Below are 12468 nucleotides of genomic sequence, written 5' to 3'. Positions count from 1 at the left end.
TTCAGAGGATGTTATGGAACAGATTACATTGTCATTTCCTGCCAGCCGCGCCCTCCGCGGCCGAGCGCTGGCAGGGGTTGTAGGTTCAGGCGATATGGAAGTGCTCTATACCGCCGCCGGAAGCGATACGCTCAGCGTGCAAATTACCACCTCGGTGGATAACAGCCAGGCGCGCTGGCAGGCGCTGTTCGACCGGCTGAGCCTGATCAACGGCCTGCCCGCCGGGCAGTTGGTTATTCACGACTTCGGCGCCACGCCGGGCGTCGCCCGTATTCGTATCGAACAAGTCTTTGAGGAGGCCGCTCATGCGTAACGATCGCAGCTTTATCGAACTGCGCGCTCGCGAACGCGCCCACGCACTGCTGGACGACGGCAGCTACCGCGAACTACTGGATCCGTTTGACGGCATTATGTCGCCGTGGCTCGGCGCGCAGGGCATTGTCCCACAGTCCGACGACGGTATGGTGGTCGCCAAAGGCGCTATCAACGGCCAGCCGGCGGTGGTGATTGCCATCGAAGGCACCTTCCAGGGCGGCAGTATGGGCGAAGTCTCCGGCGCCAAAATGGCCGCCGCGCTGGAGCTGGCGGCGGAGGATAACCGCAACGGTATTCCGACGCAGGCGGTCCTGTGCCTGGAAACCGGCGGCGTCCGGCTACAGGAGGCCAACCTTGGCCTGGCCGCCATCGCCGATATTCACGCCGCGATTGTCGATCTGCGCCGCTACACCCCGGTAGTCGGCATCATCGCTGGCACCGTCGGCTGCTTCGGCGGCATGTCCATCGCCGCCGCGCTGTGCAGCTATCTCATCGTCACCCGAGAAGCCCGTCTCGGCCTCAACGGCCCGCAGGTTATCGAGCAGGAAGCCGGCATTGAAGAGTACGACTCGCGTAACCGGCCGTTTATCTGGAGCATGACCGGCGGCGAAATTCGCGCCGCCAGCGGCCTGGTCGACGCGCTGGTTAACGATGGCGTCAAGGCCGTCAAAACCGCGATGAACGAAGCGATCGCCAAAGGCGTACCGGCGCAGCACCGCAGCGACAATTATGACGACTATCTGCGCCGTTTGAGCCAGTTCGACACCCGCCAGCAGGCGGATACCGCGCAGATTAAACAGCTTTTTGCCCGGGAGGAAAAATAATGAGTCAGTTCCCAAACCGCGCCGCGCTATGGCTGAACAAACTGGCACCCGAGGCGCCGCTGATGAGCGGCCTGTGCCCTTCCGTGCAGGTGGCAGACGGCCAGCTTAATGGCGAAAAGGTGCGTTTTATCGCCGTAGTGCCTGACGCCAATAACCACTACCCGCGCGCCGCCGGTGGCGAAGTCGGCCTGCTCGAAGGCTGGACGCTGGCAAAAGTGGTCAACGAAACCCTCGACGCCGATGCCGATAAAACGGTAAAGCGCCCGATTATCGCGGTTATCGATGTCCCCAGCCAGGCCTATGGCCGTCGCGAAGAAGCCTTTGGTATTCACCAGGCGCTGGCCGGAGCGGCAGGCGCCTACGCCAAAGCCCGTCTGGCCGGCCACCCGGTGATTGGCCTGATCGTCGGCAAAGCGATGTCCGGGGCGTTTCTGGCCCACGGCTACCAGGCCAACCGTCTGATCGCCTTTAACGACAGCGGCGTACTGGTCCACGCGATGGGTAAAGCGTCGGCCGCGCGCATTACCCTGCGCAGCGTGGAGGCGCTGGAGAAACTGGCGGCGACCATCCCGCCGATGGCCTATGACGTCAGCAACTACGCCACGCTCGGCCTGCTCTCCGCTCTGCTTGACATCAGCCATCCGGACGCCCCTGACGACCACGATCTGGCGCTGGTCAGCCACACCCTGCGCGACGCCATCGCTGACGCGCGCCAGGATCCCTCGCTGAAGTGCCGCCTGGGTGCGGAAAACCGCCGCAGCTCGCAGCGGGTCCGCGACCTGATGCGCGCCAGCTGGTAACACGTTCGTACGTAAGTAGTAGAAGAAAATCTGCCGGAAGCCGTCCCCCGGAGCGCGTAATAACCGCGCCGGGTAGGGACGGCTTTTAGAAAAAATAACAATCGCGCCAGTACTCTATTTTATTTACAGGTGATTTATGACTTATGTGATTATTCATGCTCTTGCCCCGATTTTCGTCATTATGCTGCTGGGCTTCTGGGCCGGTAAGGCCGGGATGGTAGATAACAAAAATGTCTCCCTGCTCAATATCTTTGTAATGGACTTTGCCTTACCCGCTACGCTGTTCAGCGCCACGGTGCAAACTCCGTGGGCCGGTATCGTCGCCCAGTCGCCGCTGGTGCTGGTGCTCACTGGCGCGATGTGGATCACCTACGCCGGGATTTACTTCCTCGCCACCAGCGTCTTCAAACGCACCCCGCAGGATGCCGCGGTGCTGACCCTCACCGTCGCCCTGCCGAACTATGCCGCGCTGGGCCTGCCGATCCTCGGCAGCGTGCTCGGCGAAGGCGCATCGACTTCGCTGTCGGTGGCGGTCTCTATCGCCTGCGGTTCGGTACTGATGACCCCCTTCTGCCTGCTGATTCTGGAACGTGAAAAAGCCCGCGCCGCGGGGGAAACCACCGGTTCTACGCTGGCGATGCTGCCGGTGCTGATGTGGCGTTCGGTGAAAAAGCCGATCGTCTGGGGCCCGCTGCTCGGGGTGGTGCTTTCCGCTATCGGCATTAAAATGCCGGACCTGCTGCTGGCCGCCATCAAACCGCTGGGCCTGGCCGCCACCGCCGCGGCGCTGTTCCTCACCGGGGTGATCCTCTCGGCGCGTAAACTGCAGCTCAATGCGCTGATCGCCACCTCCACCATCGTGAAACTGCTGGTGCAGCCGTTTATCGCCTGGGGACTGGTGATGCTGCTGGGTCTGCACGGCGCCATCGCCATCACCGCGATCCTGATGATTGCCCTGGCCGCCGGCTTCTTCGGCGTGGTCTTCGGCAACCGCTTCGGCGTGCAGTCCCCGGATGCTGAAGCCGTGCTGCTGTTGAGCTCGGTTCTGTGTATCCTGTCGCTACCGCTATTTATCTCTTTGACTTCAGGACTGTAAACCATGTCATCAACACCGCGTCCCCACGATTTAGTGTGGTTAAACCACGCCAGCGCCCTGGAAGATGTTGTCGAGCCGTGGGTGGCTCAGCAGTGGCGAGCCGCGCTGCCGGTGGTGGTGAGGCGCGATGTTGACGGCCAGGCCCGCATCCCGGTTGGGGTGCGGGGCATGAAGCGCGAACAGCGCGCCGCCGGCTGGGTACAGGCGCACAATATCGTGCGCAGCGTCACCCCGGAGATGCTGGTGGAGCGCGAGCGCCTGCTGGGCTCCCCTTTTGTTTCGCAGCCGCCGGTCCAGGCGGCCATCGCCCTGACGCTGGGCGACTGGCCCTGGCGCTGGGGCGTCACCGGCAGCACCGGCTACGCGCTGGCGACCGAAATCCCGGTACTCCATGCGGCAAGCGATCTGGATCTACTGATCCGCGCCCCGCAGCCGCTGGCCCGCGAGGCGCTGCTGGAATGGCAGTCCCGGGTGGCCCAGCTCCCGTGCCGCGCCGATACCCAGGTCGAAACGCCATACGGCGCCTTCGCCCTCAATGAGTGGCTACGCGATGGGCGAGCGCTGCTGAAAACGTCCCGCGGCGCGCGCTTAACCGCTGCGCCGTGGCGCAGGGAGGAATGATGAAGATTTTGTTTACTTTTCCCGGACAGGGTGCCCAGCGTCCCGGCATGCTGGCGGCTATCCCCGACCGCGAAGCGATCCTCAGCCAGGCGCGCGCCGTGCTGGGGAATGAAGTCGAGGCCCTCGATAGCGCCGGATCGCTAAAACATACCCGTGCGGTCCAGCTCTGCCTGCTGATCGCCGGGGTAGCCTGGGCGCGCGAGCTACAGCGCCAGGGCGTCAATCCGCAGATGGTCAGCGGCCTGTCCATCGGCGCCTTTCCCGCAGCGGTGATTGCCGGCGCGCTCGATTTCGCCAGCGCGCTGCGCCTGGTGGCCCTGCGCGGCGATCTTATGGAGCAGGCCTATCCCGAAGGTTACGGGCTGACGGCGATCATGGGCCTGACCCGCCCGCGGGTTGAGGCGCTGATGCAGGGTCACGAGGTCTATCTTGCCAACCTGAACGCCGAAACGCAGATCGTGATCGCCGGACGCGATGAAGCCATGGCCGAGGTGGCGCAGCTGGCGCTGCAGGCGGGCGCCAGTAAGGCGCAGCGGCTGGCGGTCAGCGTCCCGTCGCACTGCGCGCTGCTGGATAAACCCGCCGCCGCGCTGGCAACAGCCTTTGCCGACGTGACCTTAACGCGCCCGCAATGCGCCTATTTAAGCGGCTCGACGGCGCGCGTGCTGTGGGATCCCCAGCGGATCGCCGACGATCTGGCGATGAACATGGCGCGCACTGTCCACTGGCAGGAGGCGATGATCGCCGCCGATGAGCGCGACGCGCGCTTAGCCATTGAGATGCCCCCCGGCGGGGTATTGACCTGCCTGACCCGCCAGGCGGGCTGGCGCGGGGAGACCCTCTCGCTGGAACGCAGCGGCGCGGACGTCGCCCGCCATCTGGCGCAGCGGCTTAGCGATTAAGGCTCCGGGCGTACATTCTCCCTTCCGCCGCCAGCGCCAGCAGGTCGGCATCGCGTTCGCGATGGTGTGAATAGACAATCGAGATCAGCTGGCGCATCTGGTACGGTTCCGCCAGCTTTAACAGCTGTACATCTTTTTCATAGACTTTTTTCATCCGCCCCGGCAGCAGCGCAAACCCGACGCCCGCCTGCACCAGGCTAATCATCGAAAAGATGTCATTCACCCGGGTGACGATCGTCGGCTCGAAGCCAGCGATATGAAACGCTTCCCGGAACCCGGCATAGGTGGCGAACCCCTCCGCCAGCGAGACGAATTTCCGGTCGGCGTAATCGCGCAGGTCAGCAAGCTGTGTGCTATCCAGCTGCGCTGTCGCCGGGGCGGCGAGAAAGATATCGTCCTCAAACAGCGGCACCACGTCGAAAGCGGTATTGTTGAACTCCCCTTCATTGGTGGCGATCAGGATAGCGTCGAGAGCGTCATCTTCCAGCATATCCAGCAGCATCTGGTTAGAGCCCATGGTGAGATCCAGCTCCAGCTCCGGGCGACGCAGCTTCATACCCATGATAATGCGCGGGACGGTTTCCAGGGTCAGGGAATAGAGGGTGCCGATGCGCAGCCGCCCCTGGCCGACGCCGGCGACTTTGCGCGTCGCCTCAAGGCCGCGGCTCATCAGACTCATCACATCCTGACAATATTCCAGCAGCGTCCACGCCGCCTGCAGCGGCAGCAGATTGCGCCCTTTATGGACAAACAGCGGGCAGCCCACCCCCTCTTCCAGGGTATGCAGCGCGCGGTGAACGCTGACGCTGCTAAGCTTCATCGCTTCGGCGGTTCTGGCGATATTGCCCTTCGCCATAAACATCATAAAGACCGACAGCTTGCGGAAGGTGATCTCCTGGTTGATATCGTCTTGCATAGCCCTTCCACGCTCCTGATTTGCTTTTCTTTTTTCAATTCAAATCAGTATATCGTTTATGACGGCAAAGTTGCAGGCAGAGAGCGGCTTAGGCCGGCAAGGAACGCAAAAAAGGGAAGACCGTGGTCTTCCCTTTTGTTCTCTATCGAGTTTGCTTTTACAGCGCCATATCGTGCTGCGGCGAGGCGTCGCGCTGCGGCTCCGCCGGCTTCGCGGTCGCGGTGGGCGCAGCCGCTGGCATCTGGATCACCGGCGGTTTCGTCAGCTGCAGGGTCGCGGCGGTATCATCCCAAACCTGCTGGGTCAGCGCCACGTTACCGTTCAGCTTCTGGCCGTAGCTCGGCACGATCTGGTGGATACGGGTCTGCCACTCCGGCGAGTTAAACTGCGTCGGGAACATCTGCTTGAGCACATTGAGGGTGATCGGCGCGGCGGTGGAAGCCCCCGGCGACGCGCCGAGCAGCGCGGAAATGGTTTTCTGCTGATCGACCACCACTTCGGTACCCAGTTTCAGCACGCCGCCCTTCTCTGCGTCTTTCTTAATGATCTGCACGCGCTGGCCGGCCTGGATCAACTTCCAGTCCTCTTTACGCGCGTCCGGGTAGTACTCTTTCAGCGCGGCGAAGCGGTCATCATCGCTGAGCATCACCTGGCTGACGAGATATTTCACCAGGTCGAAGTTATCGAGTCCGACGTGGGTCATCGGCAACACGTTGTCAGTGGTGGTGGTGCTCAACAGGTCGAAGAAGGATCCGTTTTTCAGGAACTTGGTCGAGAAGGTGGCGAACGGCCCAAACAGCACCACGCGCTTGCCATCCAGGTAGCGGGCGTCAAGGTGCGGTACCGACATCGGCGGCGCGCCGACCGAAGCCTGGCCATACACTTTCTCGAGGTGCTGCGCGGTGACCGCCGGGTTCTCGGTCATCAGGAACGAACCGCCCACCGGGAAGCCAGCATAGTTGTCCGCTTCCGGAATACCGGTTTTCTGCAGCAGCTTCAGCGCGCCGCCGCCGGCGCCGATAAAGACGTATTTCGCGTCAATAGTCTGCGCTTCCCCGCTCTGCACGTTCTTAATGGTCACGTGCCAGGAGTTATCGGCATTGCGTTTGAAATCGGTGACCTCAGAGGAGGTTTGCAGGGTGAAATGGCTGTTTTTCTTCAGGCTGCCGATTAGCTGACGGGTGATTTCGCCGTAGTTCACGTCGGTACCGACCGGCGTCCAGGTGGCAGCGACTTTCTGCTGCGGATCGCGGCCTTCCATCACCAGCGGCGCCCACTGTTTAATTTGCGCGTGGTCGGTGGAGAATTTCATCCCCTGGAATAAGGTGGTCTGCTGCAGCGCGGTATAACGCTTCTGTAGATAGTCGACATTATCGCCCCAGACGAAACTCATATGCGGCGTGGAATTAATAAAGGAGTGCGGATCGTGCAAAATACCGCGCTTCACCTGTGCCGACCAGAACTGACGGGAGATCATAAACTGTTCGTTAATATCCAGCGCTTTGCTGACGTCAATCGATCCGTCCGCCCGCTCCGGCGTATAGTTCAGCTCCATATTCGCCGAGTGACCGGTACCGGCGTTATTCCAGCCGTTGGAAGATTCCAGGGCCACGCCGTCCAGTTTCTCCACCATCGTCAGGTCCCAGTCCGGCTGCAGCGCCTGCAACCAGGTGCCAAGCGAGGCGCTCATGATCCCGCCGCCAATCAGCAGGAAGTCAGTTTTTTTAGAGGTATCCGCTTCAGCATGCGTCGCCGCGCTGACGAACATCGCTAATGCGGTAAAGGAAATAATCGTTTTTTTCATTGCAGGCATAATAGAATTATCACGTAGCACACGGTAATAAGAGGCAGCATATTAACGCACTTTTACTTTATTTTAAAATATCATTTACACTCTCGCATTTTTAATCAAATAATTATTTAACTTAAAAAATCAGAGCGGTGAAAAAAATAAGAGCCGCCGTAAAATTATGGCTGAAAATTCAGCGCAATTGCCGGGAAAAATAGAAAAGAGGGGTTTCTTTAGTTAATAAAGTCCAGACGCGCACACCGTTGGCGCGCGCCTGGCGACAGGCTTAATGGGCGGGAGTGACAGCGCTGCGCTGGGCTTCGCGCAGGGCAAGACGCAGATGATCGTGATGTTTGGTCAGCAGCTCCCGCGCGTGCCAGGCGTCCAGCCCGCTGAGCAGCATCAGGATCGCGGTGCGGCAATGGTGGTGGCAGCTGGTCAGCGCGGCTTTTGCTTCGCTGCGCGTGCAGTCGGTGGCCGCCATGACAATCGCCACCTGCCGCTCCGCCCAGTGCGGAGTGTCAGCCTGCAGATCCACCCGCAGGTTGCTGTACACCCGGCCGTCACGGATAGCGAGGCCCGTCGACACCATGTTAAGGATCTGCCGCTGGGCCAGCCGGGCCTTCGGATTGGTCAAACCCGCCACCGCTTCCGGCCCGGTCTGCGGAGCAATAACAATATCCGCCAGCTGCGCCGCCTCGCTGGCCGCCTGCTGGGTCACCACCGCGATCGGGGCCCCCAGCGACCAGGCGTGGCGCATCGCCCCCCAGACCCACGGGGTCTTGCCGCTAACGGTCAGCGCCAGCAGCATATCGTGGCTGGAAAAGTCCAGCGACTGCAGCTCGAAGGCGCCAAGATCGTAATTATTCGCCGCGGTCTCCCGCTCGGCCATCGCCGCCGTCTGGCCACCGGCAATCAGCCCCACCAGCGCGTGTTTGCCTTCCGGAGAGTAGTCGCTGACCGCCTGGACTGCCGTGCGGCCTGATTCCCCGGCGCCGATAATGACCAGACGCCCTCCCCGGCTCATTGTCGCGGTGGCGATATCAATCAACCGGGCGATATCCGGCAGACAGGCGCCGACCGCCTCCGATATCTGCTTATCATCCTGATGCAGCATCGCCAGCATGTCGGCGGTGGCGAGGCGATCGATGTGGGTGGTATCCGGGTGACGACGTGCCTGCATTGACGCGGTTAGCGAACTGCTCATAACAACCTCCATTTACGACAGAAAAAGCGCATCTCGGCGAAATCAGCGGCCTGATGCATATCCTTATATTCATCAGGACTATTTAACCTCTGTCGCCACTATAAGGGGAATCTTCCGCGCTTTACCGCCGTCGGGGTCACAGTTTACCGTCCCGATCGCCCGTTCACGGGCAATTGCCGATTATCTGAGCAATCCTGTATCAGGTCTTATCTTCGCCTTCCGCCTGCATGGCCAGCCAGAAGGTTTGCTGACAGAGGTTATAAAATTGTTTGCGCATTGGCTTCACCTCCAGGCCGGCGCTATCGATAACCTGCCAGTCGATCCAGCACTCCGGGCAGGAGGCGGCATCCTGTTGCGGAAGCTCGAGCTCATAGCGGTGCTGGATCACCACCCCGCTGCGATGCCGCCAGCGCGCGATCTCCCACTCTGCTTCCGCTTCACGGTCCTGTTCACGATGCTGCGTCAGTCGTTCAACGTGCTGTTGCCGGAGGATATCCCGGACCAGAGATGCCAGTTCCATCATGTCTGCCTTAAGCCTGTGGCGAAAAGCGACAGTTTATCGTGGACGGGCCGAGGCTACCGTAGCAAAAGCGGCCTTTTGCTTTGATTACACGGCTTTATGAATGCCGCGCTATCAGCGATAATAATCGTTCACTGAATCTATCCGGGATCGTCATGAAGGCATCAGAGCACCCGCCTCGCGTTCGTCAACGCGCCTTACCGCTAAAGCTGAGTACCGCCGTCTCCTTGATGATTGGCAGCGTAATCGGCGCCGTGCTGCTGCTGGTCTATGCCCTGTGGTATACGCAGATCAGCAATGCCACCCGCGACGGCCTGAAAGAGACCGCGCTGGCGGTGGCGCGCACCATGGCTGATATGCCGCAGGTGAAGCGCGGACTGGCGGCGCCGCCGCAGCAGCAGATTATTCAGCCGCTGGCGCAGGCCATCACCCGGCGCAACGACCTGCTGTACGCTATCGTCACCGATATGCACGGTATTCGCTATTCGCATCCGGACAGCTCAATTATTGGCAAACCCTTCATCGGCCACGATATCCAGCCGACGCTGCAGGGAAAAGAGAACGTGGCCATTAACCACGGGGTGCTGGCCCCGGCGCTGCGAGTGTTTACCCCGGTGTTCAACGACCAGCATCAGCAGATTGGCGTGGTGGTGGTCGGCATTTCGCTGAGTAAAGTGGACGAGCAGATCGCCAACAGCCGCTGGGACGTGCTGCTGACCATCCTGTTCAGCGCGCTGGTCTGCGCCATCGGCACCTGGAGCCTGGTGCGCGGCCTGAAGCGCGTCCTGCTGGGGCTGGAGCCGCACGAAATCTCCACTCAGTTTCAGCAGCGTCAGGCCATGCTTCACGCCCTCAAGGAGGGGGTGGTGGCCGTCGATGCCCATGGTGAGGTTAACCTGATCAACCCGGCGGCGCGCGAGATTCTCTTTTCCGGGCCGGACAAGACCCTCGCGCATACCCCGCTGCTCGCCGACCTGCAGACGGTTTTGCACAGCGGCGAGCCGATGTACGACCGCGAGCTGGGGTGCAATGGCCTGTTGCTCATCAGCAACACGGTGCCTATCCGCAGCCAGGAGGCGGTGGTCGGCGCCATCTGTACCTTCCGCGATAAGACCGAAGTCAGCCAGCTGCTGCAGCGGCTGGACGGCATGATGAGCTATGTGGATGCCCTGCGCACCACCTCACATGAGTTTATGAACAAACTGCACGTGATCCTCGGCCTGCTGAATATGAAAAGCTATGGCAAACTCGAGGAGTACGTGCTGCAGACCGCCCACCGCTACCAGGCGGACATCGGCGATATTCAGCACCGCATTAAATCCCCGGTGGTGGCCGGCTTTCTGATAAGTAAAATGCAGCGCGCCACCGAGTGCGGCTTTACCCTTAAGCTGGCGGAAGAGAGCCTGGTGCCGGATTGCCCGAATGAGAAGCAGGTCACCGTGCTGGTGACGGTGCTGGGCAACCTTATCGAGAACGCGCTGGACGCCATGAGCGGTCAGGCGGAGGGCGAAATCGGCCTGCTGCTGCACTATCAGGACGGCTGGCTAAGCGGTGAAGTGAGCGACGACGGGCCGGGGATCCCGGAAAACAACATCGACGCTATCTTTAACAAAGGCTTCTCCACCAAAGGCGAAAATCGCGGCGTCGGGCTGTTTCTCGCCAACCAGCAATTACGCGAGCTGGGCGGCACCCTCGCCGTCGAGTCGGAACCCGGCGTATTTACCCAATTTTTTGTTCATCTCCCCTGGGATAGTAAAAGGAAACGTGCGTGATAAATGTGTTGATTGTTGACGATGATGCCATGGTGGCCGAACTGAATCGCCTGTACGTGGCAAGGGTTCCCGGCTTTCGTTGCAGCGGGAGCGCCTCGACGCTCAGTCAAGCCCGGGAGATGATTAACGATCCGCAGCTGGAGATCGATCTGGTGCTGCTGGATGTCTATATGCAGCAGGACAGCGGGCTCGATCTGCTGCCGACTATCCGTAAATCGGGGCGCGCCATCGACGTCATCATGATCACCTCGGCGGCGGATGCCGCCACGGTGCAGACCGCCATGCATTACGGAGTGGTCGATTACCTGATTAAACCTTTCCAGTTTCCCCGTTTTGAAGAGGCGCTCACCACCTGGCGGGAGAAGCGCAAGCTGATAACCGGTCAACCCTATTACGAGCAGGCCGACGTTGACCGCCTGCTGCACGGCGGCGCGCCGGAGGCCAGCGACGCGCGCAAGCTGCCCAAGGGGCTCACCGCGCAAACCCTGCGCACCCTGTGCCAGTGGATTGACGCTCACCCGGACGTTGAATTCTCTACCGATGAGCTGGCGGCGGCGGTGAATATCTCCCGTGTTTCCTGCCGCAAGTATCTGATCTGGCTGGCGCAGATCAATATTCTCTATACCACTATCCACTACGGCGCCACCGGGCGGCCAGTCTATCGCTACCGCCTGGTGGCCGAACAGTACAGTTTGCTTAAGCAGTACAGTCAGTAACGCGGTAGCCGCTGTCCAGCGACGCAAAGCGCAAGCGCTGCGGCGATGACAGTATAATGTCGCGATTTTTGGTGACGAAAATCGCGTCGATATCCTGCCGCTGACGCAACGCTGCGCAGCCTTTCTCGACGCCGAGGCCGAACAGCAGCGTGGTCCAGATATCGCCGTCTAAAGAATCGCTGGAAATCACCGTGACGCTGTCGAGTTCGTTGTCCAGCGGGTAACCGCTGCGCGGGTCGAGAATATGGTGCCAGCGCTTGCCGTCCTGCTCGAAATAACGTTCGTAGGTGCCCGAGGTGACTACCGACTGTCCGTTGACCGTCAGGGAGCCGATCAGCGCCTGCGCATCGGCAAACGGTTTTTTCAGGCCAATAGCCCATTCGCCGAGGGTATGCACATTGCCGCCGAGGTTGATCAGCGCCCTTTCCACCTGCTGCTGACGCAGATAATCACGCACCCGGTCAGCGATATAGCCTTTGGCGATCGCCCCAAGATCCAGCTCCATCCCCGGCTGCTGAAGAAACACGCTGCAGGTTGCCTCATCAAGGATCACCTCCTGCGGGCGGGTCAGCGCCAGCCGGGCCCTGATTTCGCCGGCGTCAGGCACGCTGTGTCCCTGAAAGCCAATCCGCCACAGCTTCACCAGCGGCCCAATCGCGAGGTTAAAGGCGCTGTCGCGCACCATGCTGGCGGCTTTGGCGCACTGAATGAGCTGAAAGACCGGGCGGCTGACGGTCACCGGGTGACGTCCGGCGGCGTGGTTGATATCCATCACCTGGGACTCGGCGCGGTTAACGGTAAGCAGATCTTCGTAGCGCTTGATTAACTGAAATACGCGGGAGGCCAGCGCCTCATCATGGGAGCAGAGTTTGAGCAGGATGGGAGAACCCATCAGAACGGCGGAGTAGCTATAGACGCGGTTATCAGACATCGGGCTCTCCTTAGTAGGGGTAAGCCGGGCGGCGACAGCGCCGGCCCGGCATCAACAAT

The 12468-nt window shown here is 60.9% G+C and carries 13 protein-coding genes; 8 read left to right on the top strand and 5 right to left on the bottom strand.

What is annotated here, in order from left to right:
• Positions 1-13 precede the first annotated feature (13 nt).
• The 6 genes from mdcC to mdcH all read left to right on the top strand — a co-directional run bounded on the left by mdcC (position 14) and on the right by mdcH (position 4558).
• The gene (gene mdcC, locus ABLV52_RS04820) at positions 14-313 is read left to right on the top strand and encodes a malonate decarboxylase acyl carrier protein (protein ID WP_023289535.1); all 300 of its coding nucleotides are present in this window, start codon (positions 14-16) and stop codon (positions 311-313) included.
• Entirely contained in the window at positions 306-1139 is an 834-nt protein-coding gene (locus ABLV52_RS04815) for a biotin-independent malonate decarboxylase subunit beta (protein WP_023289534.1), read from the top strand. Before mdcC ends, ABLV52_RS04815 begins: the two co-directional genes overlap by 8 nt.
• Positions 1139-1939, top strand: a complete 801-nt coding sequence (gene mdcE / locus ABLV52_RS04810) for a biotin-independent malonate decarboxylase subunit gamma (protein ID WP_086076203.1) — start codon at positions 1139-1141, stop codon at positions 1937-1939. The genes ABLV52_RS04815 and mdcE overlap by 1 nt, the downstream gene beginning before the upstream one ends.
• A gap of 136 nt (positions 1940-2075) precedes the next feature.
• The gene (locus ABLV52_RS04805; protein ID WP_044522774.1) at positions 2076-3035 is read left to right on the top strand and encodes an AEC family transporter; all 960 of its coding nucleotides are present in this window, start codon (positions 2076-2078) and stop codon (positions 3033-3035) included.
• A gap of 3 nt (positions 3036-3038) precedes the next feature.
• Entirely contained in the window at positions 3039-3656 is a 618-nt protein-coding gene (locus ABLV52_RS04800) for a malonate decarboxylase holo-ACP synthase (protein WP_032452725.1), read from the top strand.
• The gene (gene mdcH, locus ABLV52_RS04795; protein ID WP_348890078.1) at positions 3656-4558 is read left to right on the top strand and encodes a malonate decarboxylase subunit epsilon; all 903 of its coding nucleotides are present in this window, start codon (positions 3656-3658) and stop codon (positions 4556-4558) included. The genes ABLV52_RS04800 and mdcH overlap by 1 nt, the downstream gene beginning before the upstream one ends.
• Here the strand turns inward: mdcH and ABLV52_RS04790 are convergent.
• The 4 genes from ABLV52_RS04790 to ABLV52_RS04775 form a co-directional block, all read right to left on the bottom strand.
• The gene (locus ABLV52_RS04790) at positions 4548-5474 is read right to left on the bottom strand and encodes a LysR substrate-binding domain-containing protein (RefSeq protein WP_023289529.1); all 927 of its coding nucleotides are present in this window, start codon (positions 5472-5474) and stop codon (positions 4548-4550) included. The two genes, mdcH and ABLV52_RS04790, sit on opposite strands and share 11 nt — an antisense overlap.
• A gap of 157 nt (positions 5475-5631) precedes the next feature.
• Entirely contained in the window at positions 5632-7242 is a 1611-nt protein-coding gene (mqo, locus tag ABLV52_RS04785; RefSeq protein ID WP_135734263.1) for a malate dehydrogenase (quinone), read from the bottom strand.
• Between the two features lie 307 nt (positions 7243-7549).
• The gene (locus ABLV52_RS04780; RefSeq protein WP_023289527.1) at positions 7550-8470 is read right to left on the bottom strand and encodes an N-acetylmuramic acid 6-phosphate etherase; all 921 of its coding nucleotides are present in this window, start codon (positions 8468-8470) and stop codon (positions 7550-7552) included.
• A 199-nt stretch (positions 8471-8669) separates the two neighbouring features.
• Entirely contained in the window at positions 8670-8990 is a 321-nt protein-coding gene (locus tag ABLV52_RS04775) for a hypothetical protein (RefSeq protein ID WP_032452722.1), read from the bottom strand.
• A 155-nt stretch (positions 8991-9145) separates the two neighbouring features.
• Between ABLV52_RS04775 and ABLV52_RS04770 the strand changes: the two genes are divergently transcribed.
• Complete coding sequence (locus ABLV52_RS04770) at positions 9146-10762, top strand: sensor histidine kinase (RefSeq protein WP_348890075.1); 1617 nt, start codon at positions 9146-9148, stop codon at positions 10760-10762.
• Complete coding sequence (gene dcuR / locus ABLV52_RS04765; protein ID WP_023289524.1) at positions 10759-11478, top strand: two-component system response regulator DcuR; 720 nt, start codon at positions 10759-10761, stop codon at positions 11476-11478. Before ABLV52_RS04770 ends, dcuR begins: the two co-directional genes overlap by 4 nt.
• Here the strand turns inward: dcuR and ABLV52_RS04760 are convergent.
• Positions 11459-12409 (bottom strand): FAD:protein FMN transferase, encoded by a 951-nt coding sequence (locus ABLV52_RS04760; RefSeq protein WP_023289523.1) that lies wholly within the window; start codon positions 12407-12409, stop codon positions 11459-11461. The genes dcuR and ABLV52_RS04760 overlap by 20 nt on opposite strands.
• Positions 12410-12468 lie beyond the last annotated feature (59 nt).

The sequence above is a fragment of the Klebsiella sp. GB_Kp056 genome, from assembly GCF_040064755.1.
Classification (GTDB): domain Bacteria; phylum Pseudomonadota; class Gammaproteobacteria; order Enterobacterales; family Enterobacteriaceae; genus Klebsiella; species Klebsiella quasipneumoniae.
The sequence above is the reverse complement of the archived record's forward strand: the minus strand, read 5'-3'. Positions and strand labels throughout refer to the sequence as shown.